At 75.0% G+C, this 26649-nt stretch carries 25 protein-coding genes and 1 pseudogene; 6 read left to right on the forward strand and 20 right to left on the reverse strand.

Going from position 1 to position 26649, the window contains the following annotated elements; genetic code table 11:
• Positions 1-35 precede the first annotated feature (35 nt).
• From ACFV8H_RS14500 to ACFV8H_RS14570, 15 genes are all read right to left on the reverse strand, one after another.
• Positions 36-794: a BTAD domain-containing putative transcriptional regulator gene (locus ACFV8H_RS14500; protein WP_380399577.1), complete on the reverse strand. Its 759-nt coding sequence runs from the start codon at positions 792-794 to the stop codon at positions 36-38.
• 135 nt (positions 795-929) lie between these two features.
• The gene (locus tag ACFV8H_RS14505) at positions 930-1220 is read right to left on the reverse strand and encodes a helix-turn-helix transcriptional regulator (protein WP_375887523.1); all 291 of its coding nucleotides are present in this window, start codon (positions 1218-1220) and stop codon (positions 930-932) included.
• 278 nt (positions 1221-1498) lie between these two features.
• The gene (locus ACFV8H_RS14510; RefSeq protein WP_380399579.1) at positions 1499-3805 is read right to left on the reverse strand and encodes an MMPL family transporter; all 2307 of its coding nucleotides are present in this window, start codon (positions 3803-3805) and stop codon (positions 1499-1501) included.
• A 70-nt stretch (positions 3806-3875) separates the two neighbouring features.
• On the reverse strand, positions 3876-4463 hold the full coding sequence (locus tag ACFV8H_RS14515; RefSeq protein ID WP_380399581.1) for a 4'-phosphopantetheinyl transferase family protein: 588 nt from the start codon (positions 4461-4463) through the stop codon (positions 3876-3878).
• A 293-nt stretch (positions 4464-4756) separates the two neighbouring features.
• Positions 4757-5917, reverse strand: coding sequence for an acyl-CoA dehydrogenase family protein (locus tag ACFV8H_RS14520; protein WP_380399583.1), 1161 nt, complete (start codon positions 5915-5917; stop codon positions 4757-4759).
• The gene (locus tag ACFV8H_RS14525; RefSeq protein WP_380399585.1) at positions 5914-6822 is read right to left on the reverse strand and encodes a hypothetical protein; all 909 of its coding nucleotides are present in this window, start codon (positions 6820-6822) and stop codon (positions 5914-5916) included. The genes ACFV8H_RS14520 and ACFV8H_RS14525 overlap by 4 nt, the downstream gene beginning before the upstream one ends.
• Complete coding sequence (locus tag ACFV8H_RS14530) at positions 6819-7709, reverse strand: hypothetical protein (protein ID WP_380399587.1); 891 nt, start codon at positions 7707-7709, stop codon at positions 6819-6821. The genes ACFV8H_RS14525 and ACFV8H_RS14530 overlap by 4 nt, the downstream gene beginning before the upstream one ends.
• 2 nt (positions 7710-7711) lie before the next feature.
• Positions 7712-7975, reverse strand: a complete 264-nt coding sequence (locus ACFV8H_RS14535) for an acyl carrier protein (RefSeq protein ID WP_380399589.1) — start codon at positions 7973-7975, stop codon at positions 7712-7714.
• A 111-nt stretch (positions 7976-8086) separates the two neighbouring features.
• The gene (locus ACFV8H_RS14540; RefSeq protein WP_380399591.1) at positions 8087-9370 is read right to left on the reverse strand and encodes a type III PLP-dependent enzyme; all 1284 of its coding nucleotides are present in this window, start codon (positions 9368-9370) and stop codon (positions 8087-8089) included.
• A gap of 2 nt (positions 9371-9372) precedes the next feature.
• Positions 9373-10812, reverse strand: a complete 1440-nt coding sequence (locus tag ACFV8H_RS14545; protein WP_380399593.1) for a hypothetical protein — start codon at positions 10810-10812, stop codon at positions 9373-9375.
• A 123-nt stretch (positions 10813-10935) separates the two neighbouring features.
• A complete protein-coding gene (locus ACFV8H_RS14550; RefSeq protein ID WP_380399595.1) occupies positions 10936-11868 on the reverse strand; it encodes a 3-oxoacyl-[acyl-carrier-protein] synthase III C-terminal domain-containing protein in 933 nt (310 codons plus the stop codon).
• A 130-nt stretch (positions 11869-11998) separates the two neighbouring features.
• Entirely contained in the window at positions 11999-13594 is a 1596-nt protein-coding gene (locus ACFV8H_RS14555; protein WP_380399597.1) for an ABC transporter permease subunit, read from the reverse strand.
• Entirely contained in the window at positions 13588-14529 is a 942-nt protein-coding gene (locus tag ACFV8H_RS14560) for an ABC transporter ATP-binding protein (protein ID WP_380399599.1), read from the reverse strand. Before ACFV8H_RS14560 ends, ACFV8H_RS14555 begins: the two co-directional genes overlap by 7 nt.
• A gap of 110 nt (positions 14530-14639) precedes the next feature.
• Entirely contained in the window at positions 14640-15239 is a 600-nt protein-coding gene (locus ACFV8H_RS14565) for a TrmH family RNA methyltransferase (protein ID WP_380399601.1), read from the reverse strand.
• Positions 15236-15880 carry a class I SAM-dependent methyltransferase gene (locus ACFV8H_RS14570; RefSeq protein WP_380399603.1) on the reverse strand — a complete coding sequence of 215 codons (645 nt, stop codon included), beginning with the start codon at positions 15878-15880 and terminating at the stop codon, positions 15236-15238. Before ACFV8H_RS14570 ends, ACFV8H_RS14565 begins: the two co-directional genes overlap by 4 nt.
• Positions 15881-16258: 378 nt before the next feature.
• On the opposite strand from ACFV8H_RS14570, the gene ACFV8H_RS14575 reads away from it, so the two are divergent.
• Positions 16259-16456, forward strand: a complete 198-nt coding sequence (locus ACFV8H_RS14575) for a hypothetical protein (protein ID WP_375887489.1) — start codon at positions 16259-16261, stop codon at positions 16454-16456.
• An 89-nt stretch (positions 16457-16545) separates the two neighbouring features.
• Here ACFV8H_RS14575 and ACFV8H_RS14580 read toward each other — a convergent pair whose 3' ends face one another.
• Positions 16546-19389, reverse strand: coding sequence for a lysylphosphatidylglycerol synthase domain-containing protein (locus ACFV8H_RS14580; RefSeq protein ID WP_380399605.1), 2844 nt, complete (start codon positions 19387-19389; stop codon positions 16546-16548).
• 101 nt (positions 19390-19490) lie between these two features.
• Positions 19491-20252: an SDR family oxidoreductase gene (locus ACFV8H_RS14585; RefSeq protein WP_380399606.1), complete on the reverse strand. Its 762-nt coding sequence runs from the start codon at positions 20250-20252 to the stop codon at positions 19491-19493.
• A 167-nt stretch (positions 20253-20419) separates the two neighbouring features.
• Between ACFV8H_RS14585 and ACFV8H_RS14590 the strand changes: the two genes are divergently transcribed.
• The 5 genes and pseudogenes from ACFV8H_RS14590 (at position 20420) to ACFV8H_RS14610 (ending at position 23769) form a co-directional block, all read left to right on the forward strand.
• Positions 20420-21316 (forward strand): helix-turn-helix transcriptional regulator, encoded by an 897-nt coding sequence (locus ACFV8H_RS14590; RefSeq protein WP_380399608.1) that lies wholly within the window; start codon positions 20420-20422, stop codon positions 21314-21316.
• Between the two features lie 63 nt (positions 21317-21379).
• On the forward strand, positions 21380-21646 hold the full coding sequence (locus ACFV8H_RS14595) for a UBP-type zinc finger domain-containing protein (RefSeq protein WP_375887480.1): 267 nt from the start codon (positions 21380-21382) through the stop codon (positions 21644-21646).
• A 120-nt stretch (positions 21647-21766) separates the two neighbouring features.
• Complete coding sequence (locus ACFV8H_RS14600) at positions 21767-22033, forward strand: hypothetical protein (RefSeq protein ID WP_380399610.1); 267 nt, start codon at positions 21767-21769, stop codon at positions 22031-22033.
• A 141-nt stretch (positions 22034-22174) separates the two neighbouring features.
• Positions 22175-23194, forward strand: a pseudogene (locus tag ACFV8H_RS14605) (sigma-70 family RNA polymerase sigma factor); the annotation flags it as partial.
• A gap of 83 nt (positions 23195-23277) precedes the next feature.
• Positions 23278-23769, forward strand: a complete 492-nt coding sequence (locus ACFV8H_RS14610; RefSeq protein ID WP_375887473.1) for an NUDIX domain-containing protein — start codon at positions 23278-23280, stop codon at positions 23767-23769.
• A 67-nt stretch (positions 23770-23836) separates the two neighbouring features.
• Here the strand turns inward: ACFV8H_RS14610 and ACFV8H_RS14615 are convergent, their stop codons facing one another.
• From ACFV8H_RS14615 to ACFV8H_RS14625, 3 genes are all read right to left on the reverse strand, one after another.
• The gene (locus ACFV8H_RS14615; protein WP_380399611.1) at positions 23837-24595 is read right to left on the reverse strand and encodes a Clp protease N-terminal domain-containing protein; all 759 of its coding nucleotides are present in this window, start codon (positions 24593-24595) and stop codon (positions 23837-23839) included.
• Between the two features lie 97 nt (positions 24596-24692).
• A complete protein-coding gene (locus ACFV8H_RS14620) occupies positions 24693-25430 on the reverse strand; it encodes a tyrosine-protein phosphatase (protein ID WP_380399613.1) in 738 nt (245 codons plus the stop codon).
• 132 nt (positions 25431-25562) lie between these two features.
• A complete protein-coding gene (locus ACFV8H_RS14625; RefSeq protein ID WP_380399615.1) occupies positions 25563-26342 on the reverse strand; it encodes a VC0807 family protein in 780 nt (259 codons plus the stop codon).
• Positions 26343-26649 lie beyond the last annotated feature (307 nt).

The following is a 26649-nucleotide window of genomic DNA, read 5'->3' on the forward strand; positions in this document are numbered from 1 at the left end:
CCGTGACCTCGGGGTGAGCTGCCCTCACCCCGAGGTCACAGCGACGGGTCCTGCATCAGGATCGCCTGGTACAGGTGGTGGAGCCGGCGGCTCGGTTTGAGCCCCAGTTCCTCGTCCAGCCACTTGCGGGTGCGGTGGAAGATGTCGACGGCCTCCGACTGGCGGCCGCAGCGGTACAGCGCGATCATCAACTGCTCGCTGAACCGCTCCCGTTCGGGGTACTGGGCGAGCAGCTGCTTGAGTTCGGCGACCACCGCGCCCGCCTCACCTGCCTGCAGCTGCGCCGCGATCAGGTCCTCGCGGGCGGTCTTGCGCTGCTCGTCCAGCCGCAGGGCGACGGCTCTGCACCACGGCCCGTCGCTGGTGTCGAGCAGGGCCGGTCCGCGCCACATCCCGAGCGCCGACCGGAGGGTGTCCATCGCTTCGTACGGCCGGTGTTCGACCAGCCCCGCGCCCTTCTCCGCCGTCCGCAGGAAGCGGTACGCGTCGACCGCCTCCTCCGGGACCGTCAGCAGGTAGCCGTTGTCGACGGTCCGGATGAGTTCCTGGTCCGGTCTTTCCAGGCCGAGTTCGGCCAAGGACTTCCGCATGCGCTTGACGTTGGCCTGTAGGGCGTTGCGCGCGTTCTTCAACGGCGCCTCCCCCCACAGTTCGTCGATCAGTTCGTCGAAGGCGACCACCTGACCGGCGTTCAGAGCGAGCATGGTGAGCATGACGCGGTTCTTCTTCGCCCGTAAGCCCACGGTGCGCGGACCGTCGCCGATCAGCAGTGGGCCCAGTATGGAGATGTGCACCAAATTCCCCGTCCCTAGCGGTGAACTCCAGCCACAAGCTTGTCCGTTGTGCCCTCCTGGCGCCACCGTCGGAAGCGGTCGGCTTGTTTGAAGGGGACTGAAAAAGGGGAAAAGCCCGGGTATCATTCGCGCCGGTCAAGTATCGGACACCGGTGGCTCGTCCGGCCATGTACCTTCGTACATGAGTTGGTGGACCTGGGCCACCAGGCCCGCCTGGAGCCGGGACTCCACGCCCAACTTGGCCAGGACGCTCGCGACATGGGCCTTCACCGTGCGCTCGGTGACGTGCAGCCGGTCGGCGATCCCGCGGTTGGAGTGGCCCGCCCCGATCAGGTCGAAGACCTGCCGCTCCCGGCCCGAGAGCGTGCCCACCCGGGCGAGTTCGTGGCGCCAGCGCGCCGAGGCGAGGCCGCCGTCACCGTGCATGCCCCACCACCGACAACCGCCCCCGCTTCCGTGGCGCGTCCCACTGCGGGGGCGTCGTCCTCCCGTCGGGGAGGCGATCCGCGCACCCGCGAACGCGTTTGCGATTCAACAACTCCCGTAACAAACCACCGCTGGCAGTGCGGCGTCAAACCCCTTGCAGCGCTTGATCGGTGGCGCCGTACACGCACCAAGGCGGCCGGGGCGGGCGCGGGCCCGCCCCGGCCGTCCGGCCGGGTGTGACGGCTGTTGCCGAAGTGTCCCGCGCGCCGCCGGGGGCGTTACGGGAGCGTCGTGCGGGCCGCCGCCGCGGCGGTCGCGGCAGCGACGATCGGGGGCATCCGCGGGGCCCTGGCGACCGACTGGCGGGCCAGTCGGGAGGGCCACCAGGTCTTCCAGCCGAGCAGGGTGATCACCGCCGGCAGCACCACGATCCGGATCACCGTCGCGTCCAGCAGCACCGCGCAGGCCATCCCCACGCCCATCTGCTTCATCTCGATGTAGTTCAGCGAGGCCAGCAGGGCGAACACGCAGACCATCACCACCGCCGCGCTGGTGACCACCCCGGCGGTGCGGGTGATGCCCTGCTCGACCGCCTCCCGCAGCGAGAGCCCGCCGCGGGCCGCCTCCCGGATCCGGCTGACCACGAAGACGTGGTAGTCCATGGACAGCCCGAGCAGGATCACGAACAGCATCAGCGGCATCCAGGCCACCACCCGGCCGGTGGACTCGAAGTGCAGCAGGCCCTCGGCCCAGGTGTGCTGGAAGATCAGCGCGAGCGCGCCGAAGGAGGCCGCCGTGGAGAGCAGGTTGAGCGCCACGGTGATCAGCGCGAGGACGACCGAGCGGAAGGCGAGCGCCATCACCAGGAAGGTCAGCGCCAGCGCCACCCCGAGCACCCAGGGCATCTTGTCCATCACGTTCGCCCGGTAGTCCACGTCGTACGCCACGTCGCTGCCGCCGACCGCGAACTGGGCGCCCGCCACCGCGCCGAGGGTCTGCGGGGCGAGTTCCCTGCGCAGCCGGGCCAGCGAGGCGCGGGCCTGGGCCGAGCCGCTGTCGAACCGGGTGCCGATCGCCACCGTGGCCACCGTGCCGTCCGCCGAGGTCCGCACCACCGGCGCCGGGTCGTGGACGAAGAGCCCGTCCTTGAGCGTGCGGCGCACCAACTCGTGTACGGCGGCGCTGAGTTCGGGGGCGTGCCCGGACGGGACCCGGGCCGCCACGGTGTGGGTGTCGGACTGGCTCGGGAAGGAGAGGGTGAGCCGCTCGTAGGACTGCATGGCCGGCATCGACCGGGGCAGGTCGTCGATCCCGGTGGCCTTGAGCTTGAGCCCGAGCGCGGGCAGTGCCAGCACCAGCAGCGCCGCGACCGAGGCCACCAGGGCGATCACCGGGTGGCGCAGCGCGGGCTTGAGCATGGTCGACCAGAGCCGCGGCTTGACCCCGCCCTTCCGGGTGAGCCGCCACACCAGCGGCACCCGGGGCGCGTCCAGGTAGCGGCCGAACCGGGACAGCATGGCCGGCAGTACGGTCAGCGAGGAGATGATGGCGATCGAGACCACGATCACCGCACCGGTGGCCATCGACTCGAAGGCGATGTGCCCGGCGAGGTACAGCGCGGCCATCGAGACCAGCACCACCACGCCGGAGACCAGCACCGAGTGTCCGGAGGTGGCCGCCGCGATCTCGATCGCGTCGGTGTTGTCGGCCCCCAGGGCCCGTTCCTCGCGTTGGCGCTTGAGGTAGAACAGCGAGTAGTCGACGCCGATCGCCATGCCCATCAGGACGATGAACTGGGTCACCGGCCCCGGGTCGGGGATCACCTGCGAGGCGACGCCCCACAGTCCGAGCCCGGCGAGCACCGAGGACAGCCCGAGCACCACCGGGACGCTCGCCGCGACGATCGCGCCGAAGACGAAGACCATCACCAGCAGGGTGACCGGCAGGCTGAGCACGGTCGCCTTGCCGAGGTCCCTGCTCAGCATGTCGTTCAGCCCGGCCTTGATCGAGCCGGCGCCGACCAGTTCCATCCGTACGTCGCCGTGCCCCTGCCTGGCCCCGGCGACGGCGTCCAGCAGCGGCTGCACCCGGTCGGCCGCGGTCTCCGGATCCCCGGCGAGGGTGACCGGGACGAGCAGGGCGGAGCCGTCCGGGGAGGGCAGCGGCTGGCCGATCGAGGCGATCCCCGTGACGCCGCGCAGGCCCCGGGTGGCGTCGTCCACGGCGGCCTGGGCCCGGACCGGGTCGAGCCGGCCGCCACCCCAGGAGCTGACCAGGAGGTTCTCCACGGCGCGCTCCTGGAGGCCGCCGGTGCGGGCGATCGCGGCGGCCCGGCCGGACTCGCCGATCGAGAGGTCGGAGTTGGTGGCCTGCCGGGTGCCGGTGAGGCCGCCGACCACCAGCGCGCCGACCACGAACGCCACCCAGAGCGCGATCGCCCACCACGGGTGGACCGCGCTCCACCGGGCCGCCCTGGTGATCACGTTCCTGCCTTCCACGATCACGTTCCCCTCCTCCTCGGCGGAGTCGACCGGCCCGGTACGGGGCGGGCCGGGGGCCCGGCCGCGCGGTGCGGTGCGTCCCACCGAAGGAATCTAGTGACGATCCGGCCCGCGGCCACGGGTGCAACTACGCCGATTCGTGGGGGAGTTTCCTCTACTTGACACCCTGTCGGTGCCGCTCGGGGCCGGATCCCGCGGGTGCTCCTGGATACCACACGCCCCACGCGACGTCGAAGGGCCCGGCGCCGAGCAGGGCCACCGACCCGGCGTACGCCTCCGGCTCGTGCGGCAGGAGCAGGTCGGCCACCCGCCACGGTCCGGCGAGCCCGCCCGGGGCCGGGGCGTGCACGGTGGCCTGGACGGCGGTGTGGGCCACCGGGAGCGCCAGGCCCTCGGTGAGCCGCCCGCCCGAGGCCTTCACGCAGGCCTCCTTCCTGGTCCACAGCCGGGCGAACGCCGGGCGGCCGCCCCGGGCCACCAACTCCCGTTCCTGGCACGGGAAGAAGCGCCGCGACAGCCGTTCGACGTCCCGCCCGGAGCGGAGCAGTTCGAGGTCCACCCCGACCGGCCGCCGGGCCACCGCGAGCAGGGCCAGCTCCCCCGAGTGGGACAGGCTGAAATGCAGGCCTGGCGCGTCCGCGACGGCCGGCTTGCCCCAGCGGCCGCGGGTGAAGCGCAGCCGCTCCGGCGGGCGGCCCAGCCGGGCGCCGAGCAGGATCCGGGTGGCGGCGTGCGCGACCACGAAGCGGCGCCGCAGCCCGGGCAGCAGGCCGCTGCGGGCCCGGGCCCGCTCCTCCGGGTCGAGCAGGCGTTCCAGCGCCGCGAGGTCGGGCCGGGCCGGGTGGCCGGGGTGGGCGAGGTGGGCCGGGTCGGCCGGGTGGCCTGGGTGGCCTGGGTGGCCCGGGTGCGCGAGGTGGCCGGGGTGGGCCGGGTCGGCCGTCCGGCCGCCGGACAGCGGGATGCGCCAGACCTCGACGGTCCCCCGGGCCCGGTTCGGTGCCGCGCCCGTCGTGTGCGGCGCCGGTCCGTGCCGGTTCAGAGCCGGTCCACCTTTCCGGTGTGCAGCCCCTGGAAGAGGTTGAGCTTTTGGACGTTCCTGGTCCCCTCCATGAACTCCACCCCGCGGGCGTCCCGGGCGAGCTTGTCCAGCAGGGGGTGGTCCAGCCGGGCGCCGGGGCCGAAGAAGCCGGGCGCGCGCAGGGTGACCTCCTCGGCGACCTGGCAGGCGCGCGCCTTCGCGGCCGAGGCGAGGTACCCGTCGGAGGGGCGGCGGTCCACCGCGAGCGCCGCGCGGTGGGTCAACCGCCGGGCGGCGTCGATCCGGCGGCCCAGCTCCTCGTGGGCGTCCCGTTCCGCGCCGCGCAGTTCCTTGCGGTTCTCGCCGACGTACTCGTGCGCGGCCCGGGCGATGCCGAGGGCGACGGCGGCGACGGTCGGCCGCAGCCGGTTGAAGACCGAGACGATGCCCCACATCCCGCGCCGGGTGGGCGGCAGGTGGGCGCCCAGCACCCGGTCGGCCGGGACGTGCACCCCGTCGAGGACCAGCCGGCTCAGCTGCACCCCGCGCAGCCCCAGGGTGGGCAGCGGCTCGGCCCGGTAGCCGGGGTCGGCGGCGTCCACCAGGACGGCCAGCACGCCGAGCCGCTCCGTCCCCGCGACCCGGGCGAACACCACGCCCAGGTCCGCCCGGGCCGCGTTGCCGACGTAGCGCTTCTCGCCGTCCAGCCGGTACGAGCCGTCGCCCAGCGGGGTCAGCGTGGTGGTCATCTCGCCGATGGCGGAGCCGCGGTCCGGTTCGGTGAGGGCGAAGCAGGTCCAGCGCGGGCGCTCGGCCAGCCGGCTGTACACCCGTTCGCGCTGGGCCGGGCTGCCGAGCACGCCCAGCAGCACGCCGGTCATCGAGGGGCCGGGGGCGCCGAGCATCATCCCGGCGTCGCCGCGGGCCAGTTCCTCGCACAGCACGGCCCGCTCCAGGGTGGCCAGGCCGTGCGCGGGGCCGCTGCCGGGCTCGGGGTCGGCGCGGTCCCAACCCGGGGGCGTGAGGTGGCCGGCCAGGAAGCGGACGGCGGGCAGGTCCAGGGAGCGGTGCACGGCCTCCGGGTCGCGGTCCAGTTCGAGGGCACCGGCCCGGAGTTCGTCGGCCCACCGGCGGACGTGGCGGTGGGCGGTCCGCAGGGGGTCGGGCAGGATGCTCACGGCGTTCTCCCGGCGGTGTCGCGGGCCGGGCCGTGGGGGCCCTCGTCCTCGGACGGATGGGGCTCGGACAGGTGGTGCTCGGACGGGTGGTGCTCGGACAGGTGGTGCTCGGACGGGTGGTGCTCGGACAGGTGGGGCTCGGACGGGTGGTGCTCGGACAGGTGGGGCTCGGACGGGTGGAACTCGGACGGATGGGGTGCGGCCGGGCCGGGCCAGCCGCAGTAGGCGTCGGCGAGCAGCTCGGAGGCGTGGGCGTCCCGGCCGGGCCCGTCGGCGGTGAAGCCGTGCGCGCCGAGCAGTCGCAGCAGGGCGCGGTCGACCTCGGTGATCTGCGCCTGCAACCGGGCGAGGGCGCGGGCGTCCAGGGGGTGGGTGCCCAGGGGGTGGGTGCCCAGGGGGTGGGCCTCCGCCTCGTGGGGGTCGCCGGCCAGGTCGTCCAGCACGCCGGCGATCTCCAACTGCTCGATCAGGGCGTCGGCGAGCGCGCCCTTGACCAGCTGCTGGAGCAGCAGCGAGGTGCCCTCGACGGTGCGGGCGGCGAGGTGGGCGACGCAGGCCTCGCGCAGCCGTTCGGAGGCGCCGAGCCGCAGCCAGGCCAGGCCGGTGGCCCAGGTGTGCGGGTCCGCCCCGGCGGGGGTGGGGTCGGATGCCGTGGTGGTGGCGGGCGGGAGGACGGCCAGGCCGGGGGCCGGGGCGGGCACGGGGGCGGATGCCGGGTCCGGGGTTGACTCCCGGTAGCCGTCCAGGAGTTCGCGGGGCACCACGGCGTGGCCGCGCGGCCCGCGCGGCGGCGCGCCGGGGGAGAGCGCCCGGGACAGCAGGGTGAGCGCGGGGACGAGGCCGTCGCCGCGGGCGTTCGCCCGGGCCTGCCGCCAGTGCTCCCGGACCTCGGCCGGAACGGTCATCCGTGTCTCAACTCCCCGGTGTCGAGCGTGCAGTAGGCCAGGACGTCGCGGTCCCGGTCGTAGTCGGCGACCACGACCGGCCGGCCGACGGCCCCGGTGCCGGCGGCTCCGGTGCGGGCCACGGCGTCGAGCAGGGCGGCCCAGCTCCCGGTGGCCGGGCGGCCGACCTCCCCTTCGGTCAACGGGCCCTCCCGTAGCGGAAGTTCGGGGCAGTCGGCGAGGCCGGAGCCGGCCGCCACGGCGGCGCCCGCCGGCCAGTGGGCGAACAGCTCGGGCCCGGGCCGCCCCTGGGCCTGGCCACCGAGCGGCCGGTCGCCGCCCTCCCAGCGCAGCAGCAGTGCCACGGCCGCGTCGCCGCGCAGCTCGGCCGGGGACGGCCCGGCGGGCAGCGGGAACGGCTGGGTGCCCTGGTCCACGGTCAGCAGCAGCAGGCGCGACCAGCCGCACCGCCGGGCGTACTCCACGGCCACCCGCAGCGCGCTGAACGGTGTCAGCGGGCCCTGGTCGGACAGCGCGAAGGCGAGCGGCCCGCCGGGCAGCCGCCCCCGGACGCAGGAGGCGACCAGCTCGGTGTGCTCGAAGTCCGGTGCGGCGTAGGCGATCACCGCCAGCTCGGGGGCGTCCTCCCGGTCCAACGGCCCCAGTGCGTCCAGCGCGCCGTACGCCAGCTCCACCGAGGTGCGCCGCCCGGCGGCGGCGAACTGGGCGCGGTCGAAGGAGACCCGGTACGGCGCCCCGAGCTCCTGGTAGAAGTCCTCCCGCGCGTCCCCCGGCCGGTACGGCGTGCTCCGCCCCGGCGGGGCGTACCCGGCCGCCCGGACCAGTCGGGGCAGGGCCGGGGGACCGGCCGGGTGCGGGCGCCGGACGGCTGCGGTCGCGCGGAACACGGTCAGGCGCCCGCTTCCTCGGCGACGAAGCCGGCCAGCGAGCCCACCGTCTCGAAGTGGGTCATGTCCAGCTCGTCGGCGTCGAACTGCACGTCGAGGATCTCCTCGATGGTGATGAGCAGTTCGAGCGCGCTGCTGGAGTCCAGGCCCAGCTCGTCGAAGAGGCGGACGTTCTCGTCGGCGCCGGACACGTCCTTGTCGAGGACCTCCGAGAGGCCCTTGCGGACGGCCTCGACGAACTTGGGGTCGGTCGCGGTCTCGCTCATGCGGTACTCCTCGCTCTGCTCCCGGCCGCCGGTCGACGGCCGGGTGGGTGGGTGGTGGGGCGCTGTGTGGTGGGGCGGTGCGCGACGGGGCGCGGGGCGGCGGGCGGCGGGTCAGTCGTCCTGCCCGACCGGCCGGTACAGCCGCTGGCCGGCCAGCAGGGCGCCCACGTCGTCGCGCTCCCGGATCAGGTGCGCCCGGCCGTCCAGGACCAGCACCTCGGCCGGGTAGCCGTGGCTCAGGAAGTGCACCGGCGAGGCGGTCGGCCCGTACGCACCGGAGCGCTGCACGCCGATCAGCTCGCCGGGCCGCAGCGGCGGCATCGGGACCTTCTTGCCGATCACGTCGTTGGGCGTGCACAGCGGCCCGGTGACGTGCCAGGGCTCGGTGGCGGGCTCGTCCAGCCGTTCCAGCGCGGCCATCGGGAAGTTGCGCTTGACGTACGAGCCGATGCCGACCGCCGCCATGTGGTGGTTGGTGCCGCCGTCGGTGACCGCGAAGTTCTCGCCCATCGAGGTCTTGGTGTACCGCACCCTGGTCACGTAGGTGCCGGAGGCGGCGACCAGGAAGCGGCCCAGCTCCATGATCAGCCGGGTGTCGGGGTGCCGCTCGGCGAAGTCCTCGATCAGCGGGTTGAGTCCGGCCGCCAGCGCGGTGACGTCGAGGTCCTTCTCGTTGTCGAAGTAGGCGATGCCGAGGCCGCCGCCGACGTCCACCGTCTCCAGCGGGAAGTCCAGCTCCGCGGCGAGCCGTTCGGCCAGGTCGAGGATCCGCCGGGTGTTCTCGACCACCGACTCCTCGGACAGGATCCGGGTGCCCAGGTAGACCTGGACGCCCATCAGCCGCAGGTGCGGGTAGCGGCCGGCCAGGCCGCGGCCCTCGGCCAGCAGCAGTTCCTCGTCGGTGCCGAACTGGCGCGGCTTGCCGCCCATGGTCAGGCCCGAACCCTTCACCTGGAAGCTCGGGTTGACCCGCAGCGCGACCCGCGCGACGACGCCGCGCTCGGCCGCCAGCTCGTCGATCAGGCCCAGCTCCCCGACCGACTCGCAGACGATCGCGTGGATCGACTGGTCCAGGCAGGCGGCCACCTCGGCGCGGCTCTTGCCGGGGCCGAGGAAGATGATGTCCTCCGGGCGCACCCCGGCCCGCTGGGCGGTGACCAGCTCGGTCAGCGAGGACACCTCGGCGCGGGCGCCGCAGCTGTGCAGCAGGGCGCAGACCGAGATGTTGGGGTTGGCCTTCAACGAGTAGAAGACCTCCAGCGCGGGGTGCAGCGCCGCGCGCAGGCCCCGGAAGCGGGTGGTGATCTCCTCGCCGTCGTACAGGTACAGCGGGGTGCCGAACTCCTCGGCCAGCTCGGTGATCCCGAGGCCCTGCACCTCGAATGCGACGCTCACGCTCAGCTCCGTTCCGGGAAGGCCGCGAGGCGGCGGGTGATGTCGGTGTCGATCGCCGCGATCTCCTCGTCGGAGCCGCCGACCAGGACGCCGTACAGCCGGCCCTCGAAGCCCTCCGGGCCGTCCGCGGCCGTTCCGTGCGCGGCGTTCACGGTGGCGTAGTTGTTGACGAACAGCCCGCGCGGCCGCGCGGACCGCCCGTCCGACGGCAGCCCGGTCGGCGAGAGCCCGTCCAGCAGCAGCCCGCCCAGCACCTCGGCGATCCCGGCGAAGGGCAGCGGGCGGGTCAGCCGCAGCGGGTAGTGCCGGGCGACGGCGACGTCCCCCGGCCCGGCCAGGCCGCCCTCGTGCACCACGTTCTGGTAGGTGGACATGTTGTTCCGGGCGTTGATCTCGATCACCGGGTACAGCCCCTCGTCCGGGTCGACCATCGCGTCCACCCCGACCACACCGAAGTAGCCGTCCGCGGCGAGCCGTTCGCCGAGCCGCAGCGCCGTCGCGGCGATCTCCTCGACCTGTCGCCCGGAGAGCCGGGCCGGGATGCGGTGGCCCTTGTGCACGCCGCCCTCGGTGAGCAGCTCCTTGACGAAGTCGAAGTGCACCGAGCCGTCCCGGCCCACGGTGAACTGGTAGTTGAGGTCGCAGCGCTTGGCGACCCATTCCTCGACCACCAGCGCGGTGCGCGGCTCCCCGCCCCCGCTCCGGGCGGCCTTCTCGGCCTGCTGGACGGCCATCCGGTGCAGCCGGCCGAGCCGGGCCGCGGAGTCCAGCACCACGATGCCCTTGCCGGACACCCCGAAGGCGTCCTTGAGCACCACCGTGCGCCCGGCGTCCAGCAGTTCACCGGCCGCGGCCACCGCTTCGGCCAGCTCCGCCAGGGTCTCGCAGGCCCAGCCGCGGGCCTGGCGGATGCCCAGCTCGTCGGAGAGGCGCCGGCTGTACACCTTGCTGTTGACCCGCTTGCACACGGCGGCGGCGGGGGCGGCCAGGGCGAGCCCGGTACGGGCGGCCAGCTGCTCCTCGACCGCCGAGACGCCGTGGGCGGTCAGCCGGGCGCCCTCGCTGGTGAGCCCGGCCAGGGCGTCGAGCAGGGCGGGGTCGGCGAGGGCGTCCTCGCTGACCGTGCGCTGCGGGTCCTGGGCGGCCACCACGTGCACGGTGGGCAGGGCGAGGCCGAGGCCCTCCAGGTAGGCGCGGTAGCCCTCGTCCGGTGCGGTCTTGAGCACGACGTGGTCGCCCTTGCCGCCGAGCAGCAGGGTGAACTCGTCCATCCGGTTGACCACCGCGCTGCCCGCGTGCGAGGCGACCCGGGGCAGGGCCGGTTCGCCGAGCGCCCAGTGGTTCTCCACCTCGAAGTTGCCCAGGAACACCAGCGGGGTGTCCGCGGAGCCGGTGACCGCGCGCTTGAGCCGCGCGCCGAAGCCGGCGGAGGGAAGGTGCATGTCGACCTCGTCCGTTTCTCGTGTGCGCCCGGTGCCCGACGGGCCGGTCGGTGCTCGACCGGTCCGTCGGTACGGGAGGGGCCCGGTGGTGCCGGAAGGGCGTGTTGGTGCCGGAGGGGCGCGTCAGTGCTCGAACACCATGGCGGCGAAGGTCGCCCCGAGCCCCACGCTGGTCATCAGGTAGCGGTCGCCGGGGCGCAGCCGCCCCAGCTCGGTGGCCTTCTGCAGGTTGATGAAGGGGTCGGCGCAGAAGCAGTGGCCGGTCTCGCCGACCAGGTCGAGGAAGACCTTCTCCAGCGGCAGCCCGAGGTCCTTGCAGACGCCGATCCAGGACAGCCGGTTGACGTTGTGCGGCAGCACCAGCGCCAACTCGTCGATCCCGCAGCCCGCTTCGGCCAGCGCCGCGTCGATCACCTCGCACAGGCCGGGCCCGTAGAGGTCCTGGAACTCCTTGGCGGCGACCTCGCCCATGATGAACTCGTCGCCGAACCGCGGGTAGGTGCGCGCCGCGTAGCCCGTCATCCGGTCCGGGCCGGAGCGGTCCGCGCTCACCAGGACGGCGGCGGTGCCCTCGCCCATCACGGTGACGTCCGGGATGGACTGGGTCTGCGCGGTGCAGGCCTTCTCCCCGGCGACGACCAGGGCGAGCGCGTTCGAGTCCGGGTCGGCGGCGAGCAGGGTGCCGGCCAGGTCCAGGGCGAGCAGGCCGGAGGCGCAGGCGTGGTGCGAGACGACGAACGCGGCGGCGTGCTCCAGGCCGAGTTCGGCCTGGAGCGGCCCGAGCGAGGTCAGCGGGTACGGCAGCGGCGAGGGCATGGTGCGGGCCTGGAGGACGTACTTGACGCGCTGTTCCTGGCCGCGCAGTTCGACCAGCTTGGTCGCGGCGCGCAGCAGCAGCTCGGTCTCGGTGGCCGCCGGGTCGCGGCACACCTCGGCGAGGCCGTAGAAGCGCTGGTAGCGCCGCAACTGGACGTCCGTCAGCTGGAGTCGCTGCTGGAAGCGGGCGATCGGGATGGTGTCGGGAAGGCAGCTGGAGACCGCCGTGATCGACGTCATGCCCACTACGGTGGCGCGCGGCGCTGACGGGCAGCTGACGCCGGGCTGACCGTCTCCGGCCCCCACCGCCCGCCCCCACCGCCCGGTGCCGACCGCCCGGTGCCGACCGCCCGGCGTCCCCGCCCGGGGGTCACCGCACGGCTCGGCGTATCGCCTCCAGGGCGAGCGCGGCCGCGGCCAGTGCGGCGGCCAGCCCCGCGACCGCCGCCGGGGCCGGGGCGCGGTCTCCGGAGACGCCCAGGAAGTCCAGCCCGGAGACGTGGTTGACCATCCCGTACCAGAGCATCGGGTAGACGGTCTGGAACAGCCGGGGCCCACGGCTGAGGCTGCCGCAGAGCAGGGCCAGGGCGGGCACCAGCAGCGCGCCCGCCACGGCGCCCAGCGCCGCCCGGGACTGCCCGGCGGCGGCCAGCCGCAGGGCCGGCACGGCCGTCACCGCCAGCGCCGGGACGATCCCGGCGAGCAGCCCGGCCAGCCCCCGGCGCAGTGGGGACGGGCAGGCGGCGAGCAGCTGCTCGGTGCTGCCGCCGTCGGCCCGGTGGCCCATCCGGGCCCAGAGCAGCATCGGCCAGAGCACCGCGAACGGCAGCACCGCGTGGCTCGGCCCGTCCGGTGCGACGGCCGCCGCGGCCACCGCGAGCAGGGCCGCCCCGGCCCACCAGAGCCGCTGCCCCCGCACCAGGATCCGCAGCTCCCCGAGCAGCGCGTCGAAGTCGATCCGCCCTTGCCGGGGAACGGCCGGCCGGGCCTGCTCCAGGGCGAAGCCGGCCGCCGCGGACGGGGACCCCGCCGCACCCCCGCCCGGCCCGCCGGCGACGCCCGGCCCCCTCGGGACGCCCGGCCGCGCCGGCCGGCTGCCCCGCCGGGCCGGATCCCCGTCGAAGCGCCGGAACCAGAGCGCCCCGACCAGCGCGATCCCCACCGCCGCGCCGACCAGCAGCACCCCCGTGGCCGCTGGTCCGCCCGCCTCGCCGGGCCCGAGCCCGGGCCAGTCGAAGGTGCCGAGCACCCGGTTGTCCGCCGTCAGGCCCACGCCGAACTCCACCCCGGCGACCGGCCGCCCGCCCGCCGCGAGCGACTCCCGGATCGAGGCGGTGATCCGCCGCATGCCCAGCAGGTCCGGCCCGCCGCCGGCCTGCGCGCCGAGCACCGTCACCAGCCAGACCGCGAACCAGACCGCCGCTCCCGGCCCGCCGCGCAGCCCGGGCACGGTGTCGAAGAGCACCGCGCACCCGGCCACCGCGGCCAGCAGCGGCAGCGTGATCAGGATGTACGGCAGCAGCAGCCGTACCGCGTCCACCCGGCCCGAGTCGCCCTTGACCAGCTGCACCGCGAGCGCCGTCCCGGCGAGCGCGAGCAGCATCGAGCCGAACAGCAGCAGGTTGCCGACGAACTTGCCCGCCAGGTAGCCCGCCCGGCTCAGCGGGGTGGCGGCGAGCAGCCGCCCGACACCGCTCTGCTCGTCCCGCCCGATGCTGCCCCGGGCGATCCCGAAGCCGGCCAGCGAGAGCCAGACCGCGCCGCCGAGCGCGGTGACCGTCCCCACGTAGCCGCTGGTGTAGCGGCCGTGCAGGTCGGTCACCTGGAACACCTCCCAGCGGGAGTCGCCCACCGGCGCGGCGAGCAGTCCGAGCGCGAGCGTGCCGAGCAGCACCACCAGGTAGCCGGGCCGGCGCCGGCGCTCCCGGAAGTCGGCCAGGGCCAGCGCCCCGATGCGCGTCACCACGCCCTCACCGCCTCCGGCTGCCCGGGCACGGCCCGGTCGGCGGTGAGCAGCAGGTAGGCGTCCTCCAGCCGGGGCGGTACGGGCCGCGCCCCGGGCGCGGGCGCCTGCCGGGAGAGCACCCGGGCCCGGACGCCCTCCGGGGTGCGGGTGGTGCCGCCGACGGGGAAGCGCGAGCGCAGCGCCGGGAGCCCGTCCGCGGCGACGGTCAGCTCCCAGACGGAGCCCTCGGCCCCGCGCAGCAGCTCCTCCGGACTGCCGTGGTGCAGCAGCCGGCCGCCGCCCATCACCGCGATCCGGTCGGCGGTGGCGGCGACGTCCGGGACGATGTGGGTGGACAGCACGACGATCCGGTCGGCGCCGAGCCCGCTGAGCAGGCTGCCGAAGCGCAGCCGCTCCTCCGGGTCGAGCCCGACCGTGGGCTCGTCCACGATCAGCAGCGCCGGGTCGTTGAGCAGCGCCTGGGCGATGCCGACCCGTTGGCGCATCCCGCCGGACATCGCGCCGAGCCGCTGCCCGGCCGCGCCGGTGAGGTTGACCAGGTCGAGGAGCTGCTCGATCCGGGCCGCGGCGGAGCGCCGCCGCAGCCCCTTGGCGGCGGCCAGGTAGGCGAGGAACTCGCGGGCGGTGAGCTGCGGGTAGACGCCGAAGTCCTGCGGCAGGTAGCCGACGGCGCGGCGCAGCGGCCCGGGCCGGCGGGCGATGTCCACCCCCTCCCACAGCACCCGCCCCGAGGTGGGCCGGGTGACCGTGGCCAGGATGCGCATCAGGCTCGACTTGCCGGCGCCGTTGGCGCCGAGCAGGCCGAGCACACCGGGCCGGAGCGTCAGCGAGAAGGAGTCGACCGCGCGTCTGCCGCCGCGGTACTCCTTGGTGAGGTCGAGGATCTGGAGTTCGGTCACGTCCCGAATGCTTCCGTCCGGGCCGTGCCCGCACATCTGCCGTTCGGCAGATATCCGGCGGCTCCCGGCACCGGATCGCGCCGGGGAACGCCGGAGGGGTGTGCCGTTCGGCACACCCCTCCGATGATCAGATGCCGGATCAGATGTCAGTCCTCGTCGCCGAAGTCGCCTTCGAGGTCGCCGCCGAGGTCGCCCCCGGCGTCACTCCCGTCCGGGGTGCCGCTGATCGCGTACCCCTGCCGGCGCGCCTCGTAGCAGGCCACCGTCGCGGCCGCCGAGACGTTCAGCGAGCCGACCCGGCCCAGCTGCGGCACGAACACCACCTGGTCGCAGAGCTCCAGCGCCTCGGGCGTGATCCCGCGGTCCTCGTGCCCCAGTACGAAGGCCACCGCGGGGGTCAGCCCGGCGGCGAACATCGGCACCGCGTCGTCCGCCAGCTCCAGCCCGACCACCTTGAAGCCGTCGGCCTTCGCGGCCGCGACCGCCTCGGCGACGGTCGGGAAGTGCTCCACCTTCAGGTACTTGTCGGTGCCCATCGCGGCCTTCTGCGCGCCGGACGAGCGCACCGACGGGGTGTCCCCGGTCAGGTACAGCTTCTCGGCGCCCATCGCCGCCCCGGTGCGCACCACCGAACCGACGTTGAACGGCGACTGCAGGTTCTCCAGGATCATCGCGAGCCGGAACTCGTTGCTGCGCCGCCACGTGCGGTGCAGTCGCTTCAATTCGGTCCCGCGCAGCTGCTTCACGACGTCGTTCCCCGTCCACTCTCGGTGCCCTCGCCCGCTTCCGGGCGGGGCCGCGCTTCCAGAATCCGGAACCCGTTGACCGACGCGACCCGGGAGGTCGGGTAGCCCTGCTCGTTGAGCCACTTCTGCAGCGAGTCCGAGCCCAGGTGCTTCTGCACCACGAGGAACGCCGAGCCGTCCGGGGTCAGCCGGCCGAGCCAGTGGGTCAACAGCCCGCGCAGCTCGGCCTTGCCGATCCGGATCGGCGGGTTGGAGTAGATGGTGGCGAACCGGAGGTCCTCGGGGACCTCGTCCGGCAGCGCGGCCTGGACGTTGCCCAGCCGCAGGGCCTCCGCGTTCAGCCGGACCAGCTCCAGCGCGCGCTCGTTCACGTCCACCGCCCACACCGGGAGCCGCTTGCGGCGGGTCGCCCAGGTCAGCGCGATCGGGCCGTAACCGCAGCCGACGTCCAGGATCGGGCCGCGGACCCGCGGCTGCGGGGCGTGCTCCAGCAGGACCCGGGTGCCCTGGTCGAGCCGGCCGTGCGAGAACACCCCTGCGTCGGTGGTGAGTTCGAGGGTCAGGTCCGGGAGCGAGACCGTGATCGGCCGGCGCTCGCTGGCGACCTCGGGTGCACTGGAGAAGTAGTGCGAGCCGGACATGGGATCCCCGTCGTTCGTAAGGGCCGTCGTGGTCAGGCCGTCGTGCGGATGGGCCTCGGGGCCCACCGGGTGGGTGCGGGACGGCCCTGGGTACGGCACCGATCGTACCCCCGGCGGCCTGCGGGGCGTTCCGCCCGGCCCCGGGGGACGGGCCCGCCGGCGAGGCCCCGGACCGGTCGGCACGGCCGTCCGGGCGGCGTCCGGGCGGCGTCCGGGGCGATCGTCGCGCGGAACGCCTCCGGAGCGGGGCGGGTGTGGTCGAGGCCCGGACAATACGCCGGAGGGCCCTCGGCACGTCGCGTCCGCGCGCCCGGCGGCGGATACTGCGAGTACCGCCATCCGGGCCCTGGGAGCCTCCCGACAGTGAGGACGGACGCCATGCCGCAGAATCACGAGGACTACCTGATCGACGAGGCTGCCGAGACCGTCGAGCCCGACGACGCAGCGACCGACGGCGACGAGTACGACGAGGTCGCCGAGCGCCGGGCCGTCGGCGGGGACCCGGCCACCGACCTCGCGGACGCCGCCGAGCAGAGCCGGGTCGTCCAGCTCGACGAGGACGAGTACCGGGAGTAGCGGCACGCTCCCACCGGCGCTCACCGGCCCCCCCTCAGCCCCCACCAGCCCCCACCAGCCCCCACGCGCCCCTGCAGCGCCTTGCGGCCCTACAGCGCCTTGCGGCGCTGCAACCAGGTCATCGCCGCCCAGCCCGGCAGCACCGGCAGGATCAGCGTCAGCAGCCGGAACAGCGCCACCGCCGCCAGCGCCCCGCCCTCCTCCATCGACGCGGTCTGCTGGAGCCCCAGGAGCAGCGCCCCGTCCACCGCGCCGACCCCGCCCGGGGTCGGCGCGGCGTTGCCCGCCGCGTTGCCCACCAGGAACACCACCGCCACCGCGGCGAAGGACGGTGCCCGGCCGATCGCCAGGGCGCAGCAGTACAGGCAGGTGATCAGGCAGAGCGACACTGCCAGCTGTCCGGCCACCCCCACCGCCAGCCGCCCCGGGTTGCGCAGCAGGTCCAGCAGCCGCGGCAGCACCTCGGCCGTCAACGGCCGCAGTCGCGCCGCCAGCCACCGCCGGGCGGGCGGGATCGACCAGACCACCACCAGCAGCACGGCCGCCACCACCAGCCCGCCGACCACGGCCGGCAGCGCCGCCAGCTCCGAACCGCCCGGCTGCGCGTCCACCAGGTAGACGAAGGCCCCCAGCTGCAGCAGGTGCAGCACCAGCCCGATCAACTGCCCCACCCCGACGCTGGACAGCGCCTGTGCGGTGGGGATGTTCGCCCGCTGCAACAGCCGGGTGTTCAGCGCGATCCCGCCGACGCCCCCGGGCGACACCAGCTTCACGAACGCCCCGGCCAGCTGCGCCAGCACCACGTTGCGGAAGTTCAGCCGCTCCGGCACGAACCCGACGAACCCCATCGCCGCCGCCACGTGGCTCAGCCCCGCGGCCAGCACCGCCAGCGCCATCCACCACGGATCGGCATCGGTCAGCGCCGCGACCGGGTTGTCCTCCACCGCGAAGAACTGCGGGATCAGCAGCACCCCGGCCACCACCCCGCCCGCCACGGCGAACAGGGTCCGCGGCCGCAACCGCTCCAACCGCACCGGCCGCCCCACCACCTCCGGGCGCCCGCGCGACACCTCCGCCCGGATCTCCTCCAGCAACCCGCCGGCCACCCCGGCCGCGGCACTGGCCCCGGCCTCCGCCTCGGCCTTCGTGGCCGAGCCGACCCGGCCGACCGCAGGAGCGGCGGACGACCGGGTAGGGACGGCAGCGCTGCCCGAGCTGCCGTCCCCACCCACGGGCAGGACGTGGTCGCCGACACCGCCGGTGCGAGCGGGCAGCACGGGGGAGTGCCCCTGGTCGCCCGGGACCACCGGCTGCCCGGGCTGCTGCCCGGTGCCGACCGCGTCGCCCGGCGCCTGCCCGCCCGGTGTCGCCGCCCCCGCCCCGGCCGCCGCCCCCGCCGGACCGGAGCCCGGGCGGCGCTTGAGCGCCTGGCGGGTCGAACGGGCGAGGGCGATCGGTTGGAGGAGGGGGAGTGCGGCGCCCAGGGCGTCGCGGCCGAGGACGGTGGTGGCGGTGCGGACGGCGCGGTCGGCGCCGGCCCGGAGGGCGAGGGTGGTGAGCAGTTGGACGACGTCGCAGCGCAGGACGAGTTCGCTGGCCGCGATGTCGCCGTCGGCGAAGTCGACCAGGTGGACCGCGCCGGTGCCGTCGACCAGCAGCGAGGACGGGACGAGGGCGCGGTGGGCGATCTCGCGGCGCTGGAGCAGGGCGAGCTGGCCCCAGGCGTCGGTGAGGAGCCCGTCGGTGATCTCCTCGTCGTCGAGCCGGTCGAGGGTGCGTCCGGCCAGGTGCTCGTACGCGATCAGGGCGGTGTCGTGGCCGAGGCCGGCGGTGGCGGCGATCCGGCGGGTGCGGACGCCGGCGGCGAGGGCGGCGTAGGTGACCAGGGCCTCGTGTTCCAGCCCGGTGCGCGGTGAGCGCAGGGCGCGCGGGTGGGGGGCGGTGCGCAGCCGCAGGCGGCGCCAGGCGCGCTGGACGGCGGCGGCGGTGACGGCCTGCCGGTCGAGCAGTTGGACGTCGAGTTCGGCCCGGTCGTCGGCCTGCCGGACCCGGTAGCGGTCCGGTCCGGCGGGCAGGGCCTCGACCGGTCGCAGTCCGCTGTCGCGCAGGGCGCGCAACACTTCGCCGGGCCGGGGCCGCGGGTCCGGGGTGCCGACGGCGTACAGGGTGCCGTGGGCGCCGGTCCAGCCGATGAGCAGCCCGAGCAGCAGGGCGGTGGGGGTGGCGTACCCGCCGGCCAGTCCGGCGAGGCCGGAGAGGGTGAGGACGGCCCAGGGCAGGCGCCGTTCGCGGCTGGCGGAGGCGGTCATGAAGGCGAGGACGGGCGCCAGGTAGCCGTAGACGGGTTCGGTGTGCGCGAGCGCGTCGGCGGGCAGCCGCTGGGTGAGGGCGGTGAGCAGCGAGGCCGGGGCGAGGTCGTCGGCCCACAGGTCGAGGGCGAGGGTGGCGCCGTACGCGATGACGGCGGCGAGCAGCCCGTCGGAGACCTGCTGGAGGGCGCGCCGCCGGTCGGGGCCGAGCAGGCGGCGGACGGCGAGGCCGACGGGCAGCAGCAGGACGGCGGCGGTGGTGAGCCCGCCGGCCAGGTTCGCCAGCGGCCTGGGGACCAGCGCGGCGGCCCCGGCGACGTCGGCGGCGATGCCGCCGGTGGTGGCCCGGGCGTAGTCGGCGAGCAGCAGGGTGAGCGCGATCGTGATCAGGCCGGTGAGCAGTCGGATCAGGGCGACGGGCTGTCGGACCCGTCCGGCCTCGGCCAGCGGGCGGGCCCGTCGTCGCAGGCCTCCCGGGCCTCCCGGTCCTCCCGGCCGGCCGGGTGCGGCCCTGTCGGCATGCCGCTGCCCGGGTATCTCCCCGTTGCTGTCCGGCCGTCCGGCCGGGGTGGTGCTGCCGCCCCCGCCGGTGTCGCCGTTCGTTCTCCCCGTCACGATCGCCACGGGTGGCATGCTCCCATGCCACCCGTGAGCCGGGGGCGCGGGTTCGGCCCGCCCCGGTCCCGCCCCGGTCGCGCCCCCACCCCGCCCCGGGCCCGCCCGCGTCACGCCTGCCGGGTCGGCAGCACCACCTGGTGGCGCAGGTTGACGTGCCGGGGCCGGCTGACGGTGTAGGCGATGAGGTCCGCGATGTCGTCCGCGCCGAGCGCCGGGATCGCGGCGAACAGGCCGCCGAGCTGTTCGCGCAGCACCGGGTTGTCGATGTGCTCGCCGAGTTCGGTGTCGGTGAGGCCGGGCTCGACGGCGCTGACCCGGACGTCGCGCGGGCCGAACTCGGTGCGCAGGGCGGTGGAGAGCTGGGTGAGCGCGGCCTTGGTGGCGCCGTACACCGCGTAGTCGGGGAAGGAGACGTGCGAGGCGATGGAGGAGACGTTGACCAGGTCGGCGGTGCGGCCGTCGGCGGCGGCCGCGGTGAGGTCGGCGGTGAAGGCGCGGACGATCCGCAGGGCGCCGGTGAGGTTGGTGTCGATCATCCGGGTCCATTCGTCGATCCGCCCGTCCGCGAGCGGATTGGCCAGCATCACCCCGGCGTTGTTGACCACCAGGTCGACCGGGCCGTAGGCGGCGTGGACGGCCTTCGCGGCGGCGTCGACCGAGGCCTGGTCGGTGATGTCGGCGGTGACGGCGAGGGCCTGCCCGCCGGCCGCGGCGATCTCGGCGGCGAGCGCGTCGATCCGCCCGGTGCGGCGGGCGAGCAGGGCGACCCGGGCGCCGTTCGCGGCGAGCAGCCGGGCGGTGGCGGCGCCCATGCCGCTGGCGGCTCCGGTGACGACGGCGGTGCGGGTGGCGAGGGCGGGGTAGCTCATCGGGGGACTCCTGGAGGGGTTCGACCTGCTGACGTCGACCACTCTGCGGCGCCGCCGCGCGCCTACCCAGGGCCACGTTCTTCCCGGGTCCGCGCTTCCCGGGAAGTCCCTGCCTGGGAAAGGCAGTACCACCCTCGGGCCGTCGCCCCGGGGCTACCCTGCCTGGCATGGAGAACACCCTGGGGGACTTCCTCCGCTCGCGCCGGGCCCGGATCCAGCCGGAGGAGGTGGGCCTGCCCGCGCACGGCCGCCGCCGGGTGCAGGGCCTGCGCCGGGAGGAGGTGGCGCAGCTCGCCGGGGTCAGCGTGGACTACTACATCCGGCTGGAGCAGGGCCGCGGCGGGAGCGCCTCGGACGCGGTGCTGGACGCGGTCGCCCGGGTGCTGCGGCTGGACGAGGCGGAGACGGCGCACCTGCGGTCGCTGAACCGCCCGCCGAAGGAGACTCCCGCCCGGGTCCGCGGGGACCGGCGGGTCCGCCCGGGGACGCGGCTGCTGCTGGACCTGATGACCGGGGTGCCGGCCTTCGTGCTGGGCCGCCGGATGGACGTGCTCGCCTGGAACGCCCTGGGCGACGCGGTGAACGGCTTCTCCGAGCGCGCCGCGGCCGGAAAGCCCGGTACGGCGCTCAACCAGGTCCGGGACGCCTTCCTCGACCCGGCCGCCCGCACCCTGTACCGCCAGTGGGACGCCGTCGCCGCCGAGACCGTCGCCCAGCTGCGCCGGGACGCCGGGCTGCACCCGGACGACCCGGCCCTGGCCGCCCTGGTGGGCGAACTGTCGGTGCGCAGCGAGGAGTTCCGCCGGCTCTGGGCCGACCACCTGGTGCGGGAGAAGACCAGCGGCGTGAAGCTGCTCCGGCACCCGCTGGTCGGCGACCTCGACTTCGGTTTCGAGACCCTGGCCGTCCAGGGGTCGCCGGACCAGGTGCTGGTCGCCTACACCGCCGCGCCGGGTTCGCCCACCGCCCAGCGGCTGGCCCTGCTGGCCAGTTGGACGGCCGCCGGCCCGGTTCCGGAGCCCGCGGAGCGCGCAGAGCCCGTGGAGTCCGGGGACGGGTCCTGAGCGAACGGTCTGAGCGAACGGTCTGAGCGGGCGGCCCGGCCGGAGCCGTCATAGCCTTCGAACATGACCGCCTGCGAAGACCTCGCCATGGCCCCCCGGGACATCGAGCCCGCGCCGCCCACCGACGGCTGCGCGGACTGCCTGGCCGGGGGCAGCCGGGACTGGGTGCACCTGCGGGTCTGCCTGGACTGCGGCCACATCGGCTGCTGCGACAACTCGCCGCAGCGGCACGCCACCGCGCACTTCCACAACTCCTCCCACCCGGTGATCCGTTCCTACGAACCGGGGGAGGACTGGCGCTGGTGCTACGTCCACGAGGTCATGGGCTGAGCCGGCCCCCGACCGCTCCGGTGGCACCGGCCCGTCGACCGGATAAAATCCGGACATAACACCCGAGCGGCCCCTCGGTCCGGCATCCGTCCGGCCACGGCCGCCGAAGGGAGGCCGACGATGACCAAGCGAACCGCGGGCAGCACCGCCCAGCTCCGCAAGGGCACCCAGGAACTGCTGGAACGCCGGGGCATGGCGACGATGCCCGGCCGGCTCGGACCGAAGCCCGCCTTCGGCGCGCTGTCCGCCGCCGGGAGCCCGACCGGCGACGCCTTCCGCCACGGCGGGCGGGACGCGGCCTCCGCGATGCCGCACGCCGCTCCGGCGATGCACGCGGAACTCAAGGGGCACCGCCACCGCGGCGCCGAGAAGCACTCGGCCCACTGAGCCGGCCCCGCGCCGACCACGCACCCCGCTGACCGGCCGACTGTCAGTGGGGTGCGCTACGTTCGACCCGTTCACCAGGACGCGGCGGGGCGCCCGGAACGCACAGGGCGCGACGGGGCGCGACAGGGCGCGACGGGGCGAACAGAACGCACGAGGCGACGGGGGCGCACCATGACCGACGTGACCACGCAGGAGCCGGTGGAGCTCCAACTGGAGCGCCACCGCACCGAACTCACCGGCTACTGCTACCGCATGCTCGGCTCGGTCTTCGAGGCCGAGGACGCGGTGCAGGAGACCATGGTCCGCGCCTGGCGCGGGCACCGGGGCTTCGAGGGCCGGTCGGCGCTGCGCTCCTGGCTGTACCGGATCGCCACCAACGTCTGCCTGGACGCGCTGAACGGCCGCAAGGGCCGGGCCCGTCCGATGGACCTCGCCGGTCCGGTGACGGTGGCCACCGCGAGCGACGTCCGGCTGCCCGAGGTGACGTGGATCGGCCCCGCGCCGGACGGCCGGGTGCTCCCCGAGACGGGGGACCCGGCCGAGGTGGCCGCCCGGCGCGAGTCGGTGAAGCTGGCCTTCGTCGCCGCGCTGCAGCGCCTCGCGCCCCGGCAGCGGGCGGTGCTGATCCTGCGGGAGGTGCTCGGCTGGAAGGCCGCCGAGGTCGCCGAACTGCTCGGCGTCACGGTCGCCTCGGTCAACAGCGCGTTGCAGCGGGCCCGCGCGGTGCTCGCCGCGGACGCCTCCGCCGCCCGCCCGGCCGCCGCACTGGACGAGGCGCACCGCGCCCTGCTGGAGCGCTACGTCCGCGCCTTCGAGGCGTACGACATGGACGGCCTGACCGCGCTGTTGCACGAGGACGTCACGCTCAACATGCCGCCGTACTCGATGTGGCTGCGGGGGGCGGCCGAGGTCCGGGCCTGGATGCTGGGCCCGGGGCACGGTTGCCGGGGCTCCCGGCTGCTCCCGGTGACGGCCAACGGCGGTCCGGCCCTCGCCCAGTACCGGCCGAGCCCGGCGGGCGGGTACGCGCCGTGGGCGCTGGTCGTGCCGGAGGTGTCGGACGGCCGGATCACCGGGCTCACCAACTTCCTCGACACCGACGTGCTCTTCCCGCTCTTCGACCTCCCGGCCCGGCTCCCGGCCCGGCTCCCGGCCGAGTAGGCCGTCCTGCTCGGCGGGCGTGGCGGCCGCGCCCCGGTGGCAGAGTGGGGGCGACCGAACCGCCCTGCCCCAGGAGGAACACCGTGACGGCTGAGCCCTTGAGATCCCGCGAGGAGTGGCTGGCCTCGCTGCCCCGGATCTACGCGGCGGCGGGCTGCCTGCTGCGCGACGAGTCGGGCCGGATCCTGATCGTGAAGGCCGGGTACCGCGAGCACTGGCAGTTCCCCGGCGGGACGATCGACCTCGGGGAGGGCCCGGTCGAGTGCGCCGCGCGGGAGTTGGAGGAGGAGACCGGCATCGTCAAGGAGGCCGGCGACCTGCTGGCCATCTCCTGGACCCACCCCTCGAACGAACTCGACCACCCTGCCCAGCACTTGATGTTCGACTTCGGCACCGTCCCGGACGGCACCCCCGTGACCGTCCCGGCCGGCGAGCTGGACACCCACCGCTGGGCCCCGCTCGACGAGGCCCTGGAGCTGCTCGGCCCGGCCCGTTCGGCCCGGCTGCGGGCGGCCCTGGAGGCGGCCGCCGACGGCCGGGTCCGGATCGTCACCACCCACATCTCCGGCTTCTAGGCGAGGCCGCCGAAGTGCCGTGCCCCGGAAGGGAGTTCACCCCGGGGCACGGCCGGTGGGCCGGCCCTCACCGGTTCCCGGGGTCGGCCTCCCGGGCGGCGATCAGGGCGGCGACGGCCTCCGAGACGAAGGTCTCCGCCTCGGTCTTGTCCACGTTCAGCCCGGCGAGCACGCCCTTGCCGTTCTCCAACTCCAGGAGGGCGAGCAGGATGTGCTCGGTGCCGACGTAGTTGTGCCCGAGCTTGAGCGCCTCCCGGAAGGTCAGCTCGACGGCCTTCTTGCCCTGGGTGGAGTACGGGATCAGCGCGGGCACCTGCTGCTCGACGGCGGTCGGCAGCGCGGCGGTGGTCGCCGTCCGGACGGCCTCCGGGGTGACGCCCTGGGCGAGGAGCGCCTTGAGCCCGATGCCCTCGGGCTCGGCGAGCAGGCCGAGCAGGATGTGCTCGGGGCCGATCTCGGGGTTGTTGGCCCGGCGGGCCTCCTCCTGCGAGGCCACCACGACCTTGCGGGCCCGGGGCGTGAACCGGGAGAAGCCCTGGCTGGGGTCGAGGTCGGCCGGGCTGCCCGGGCCCTTGGAGACGAAGCGCTTCTGGGCGGCCTGCTTGCTGACGCCCATGCTGTGGCCGATGTCGGTCCAGGAGGCGCCGGAGCGGCGGGCCTGGTCGACGAAGTGGCCGATGAGGTGGTCGGCGAGTTCGCCGAGGTGGTCGGCGGCGATGACCGCGTCGGAGAGCTGGTCGAGCGCGTCGGTGTGGACCGTCTTGATCGCGGCGATCAGGTCGTCGAGGCGCAGCGGAGTGGTGTTGGGGACAACGGGATTCTCCATGCGTCAACCGTAGGTTGTCGATCCGAGGATCGTCAACCATCGGTTGACGCTTACCGCCGGGTAGCTTGTGCTCGCCCCGCGTCGAACTCCGCGACTCCTACGCGGTGGGCAGCAGTCGGGCCCGGACGGCGGCGACCTGGGCGGGCGTGACCCCGGCCGCGAGCAGGTATCCCGCCGGGTCCAGCCCGTCGAGCGCGTCGGCCAGGGCGGCCTCGGCGGTGGTCCCGGCCTCGGCCAGCGCGGCGTCGATCCGGCGGTACGGGTCCGGCAGGCCGAGCATCCCGTACAGCGGGCGGACGTTGGGGCCGCTCAGCAGGTAGTCCTCGGCGATCGCGGCCCGGTCGACCCCGGCCAGGGCGAGCAGCAGCAGGGCGGCCAGACCGGTGCGGTCGCGTCCGGCGCCGCAGTGCACCACCAGGCCGCCGGGGCGGGCGTCGGCGATCGCGGTGACCAGCGCGGCGGCGGCGTGCGGGCAGTGCTCCAGGTAGGGGCGGAAGGCCAGCGGGGTGCCGTCCAGTCGGCCGTGGGCCGCCCACCAGGCGGGGCCGGCCAGTTCGTCCAGCGGGACGCGGACCAGTTCGACGCCGTCGGGCAGCGGGAGGAGCGGCTTGTACTCCTCGGCGTTGCGCAGGTCGACCACGGTGCGGACACCGTGGTCGAGGAGGGCGTCCCAGCCCTCGCGGGTCAGCCGGTCCAGGTTGTCCGCCCGGGCTATCGCGCCTCGGGCGGTCGGGCGGCCGGAGGCGGTGGGGAGTCCGCCCAGGTCACGGACGTTCAGGCAGCCGTCCCAGACGAGGGTGCGGTCCTCGGTGGTGGTCAGTGCGTCGGTCCGCATGTGGGGCTCCCCGGTCGGTCGTCTCGGGGGATCCCGTTATCCCCTCGTTATATGGACTCCCGGGAGATCCCATTGGTTCCTGATCGTTCGAACCGTCGGCACCGGCAGTTCGTACGGCGTACCGACGGGGGCTCAGGCCGCGGTCGGGGTCCCGGTCTCGGCGGCGACCAGCTTCTCGATCGGGTCGGCCGCGATCCGGCCGAACAGCGAACCGGCCACGATCGCGCCGATCAGGAACACGGTGGACAGCCAGGCCATGGTCGACACCGGCAGGGTGAAGGCGCCGACCACCCGGGCCGCGCACTCGGCCAGCAGCGCGGTGCCCCAGATGCCGGCGAACACCCGCTCGTGGCGGCGGAAGGCCCGCGAGCCCGCCGCCCGGCCCTCGACCAGCCGCTGCCAGGCGGCGGCGCGGTCCTGCTTCCCCTTGGTCATGAACGGCATCAGCACCGGGGTCATCACCGACCGGCCGACCACCGCGGAGACCAGGATCGCCAGCGCCACGGTGCCGCTCAGCCCACCGTCCTTGGCGATCATCATCCGGGCGTCGCCGGTGACGAAGGTGAGCGCCAGGCCCGCCAGGTTGACCGCCAGCATCAGCGCGGCCCACAGGTTGACCTGACGCTCGCGCAGCAGGCCGAGGACGGTCCGGCCGGCCGGGAAGGCGCTGCTCCAGGCCAGCGCGGCGAACTCGCTGAGGCCGCAGGCCGAGTGCAGCAGGTAGTACCCCGCCAGCGGGGCGGCCACGTCGAGGAGCAGCGGACGGAGCCCCGAGACCACCGGGTTCGGCGCCGAGGCGGCGGCCCCGTCCGCGGGGGCAGGGGTGGTGGTGGCGGTGGTGGCGGGCGCGGTGGTGGCGGGAACGGTGGTGGCGGGAACGGTGCCGGCGGCGCTGACGGTCTGGCTGCTCATGGTGGGTTCCTCCCCGACTGGTGGCCGCGGGCCGCTGCCCGCGTCGTGCCTCCAGCTTCGCCGTCCGACCCTCCGTCAGAGCAGTGCCGTCCGTTGCCGGATCCGCATGACAGCTGTCACGGTCCGGCCCGTGACACCCTCGTTGACCTGCGCCGTTCTAGGGTCCGTCTTCAAACTCCCGTCGTTCGCCCGGAGGGCGGGCGGGGCGGCGTTGGGGTGCGTGCATCGCAAGGCGGAGGAGGGAGCCCAATGCAGCGCATTGGCGACCGACGACAACGCGGCGAGGCGCGCTTGTGCCCTGGGGGTA

This window comes from Kitasatospora sp. NPDC059827 (assembly GCF_042731675.1).
Classification (GTDB): Bacteria; Actinomycetota; Actinomycetes; order Streptomycetales; family Streptomycetaceae; genus Kitasatospora.

What these genes read in the sequence shown, in the direction of transcription:
- ACFV8H_RS14560 (WP_380399599.1), bottom strand. Translation starts at nt 14,529, where the DNA reads ATGTGCGGGCACGGCCCGGACGGAAGCATTCGGGACGTGACCGAACTC.
- ACFV8H_RS14535 (WP_380399589.1), bottom strand. Translation starts at nt 7,975, where the DNA reads ATGAGCGAGACCGCGACCGACCCCAAGTTCGTCGAGGCCGTCCGCAAG.
- ACFV8H_RS14615 (WP_380399611.1), bottom strand. Translation starts at nt 24,595, where the DNA reads ATGGAGAATCCCGTTGTCCCCAACACCACTCCGCTGCGCCTCGACGAC.
- ACFV8H_RS14600 (WP_380399610.1), top strand. Translation starts at nt 21,767, where the DNA reads ATGACCAAGCGAACCGCGGGCAGCACCGCCCAGCTCCGCAAGGGCACC.
- ACFV8H_RS14625 (WP_380399615.1), bottom strand. Translation starts at nt 26,342, where the DNA reads ATGAGCAGCCAGACCGTCAGCGCCGCCGGCACCGTTCCCGCCACCACC.
- ACFV8H_RS14575 (WP_375887489.1), top strand. Translation starts at nt 16,259, where the DNA reads ATGCCGCAGAATCACGAGGACTACCTGATCGACGAGGCTGCCGAGACC.
- ACFV8H_RS14590 (WP_380399608.1), top strand. Translation starts at nt 20,420, where the DNA reads ATGGAGAACACCCTGGGGGACTTCCTCCGCTCGCGCCGGGCCCGGATC.
- ACFV8H_RS14550 (WP_380399595.1), bottom strand. Translation starts at nt 11,868, where the DNA reads ATGACGTCGATCACGGCGGTCTCCAGCTGCCTTCCCGACACCATCCCG.
- ACFV8H_RS14585 (WP_380399606.1), bottom strand. Translation starts at nt 20,252, where the DNA reads ATGAGCTACCCCGCCCTCGCCACCCGCACCGCCGTCGTCACCGGAGCC.
- ACFV8H_RS14525 (WP_380399585.1), bottom strand. Translation starts at nt 6,822, where the DNA reads ATGACCGTTCCGGCCGAGGTCCGGGAGCACTGGCGGCAGGCCCGGGCG.
- ACFV8H_RS14620 (WP_380399613.1), bottom strand. Translation starts at nt 25,430, where the DNA reads ATGCGGACCGACGCACTGACCACCACCGAGGACCGCACCCTCGTCTGG.
- ACFV8H_RS14545 (WP_380399593.1), bottom strand. Translation starts at nt 10,812, where the DNA reads ATGCACCTTCCCTCCGCCGGCTTCGGCGCGCGGCTCAAGCGCGCGGTC.
- ACFV8H_RS14595 (WP_375887480.1), top strand. Translation starts at nt 21,380, where the DNA reads ATGACCGCCTGCGAAGACCTCGCCATGGCCCCCCGGGACATCGAGCCC.
- ACFV8H_RS14570 (WP_380399603.1), bottom strand. Translation starts at nt 15,880, where the DNA reads ATGTCCGGCTCGCACTACTTCTCCAGTGCACCCGAGGTCGCCAGCGAG.
- ACFV8H_RS14505 (WP_375887523.1), bottom strand. Translation starts at nt 1,220, where the DNA reads ATGCACGGTGACGGCGGCCTCGCCTCGGCGCGCTGGCGCCACGAACTC.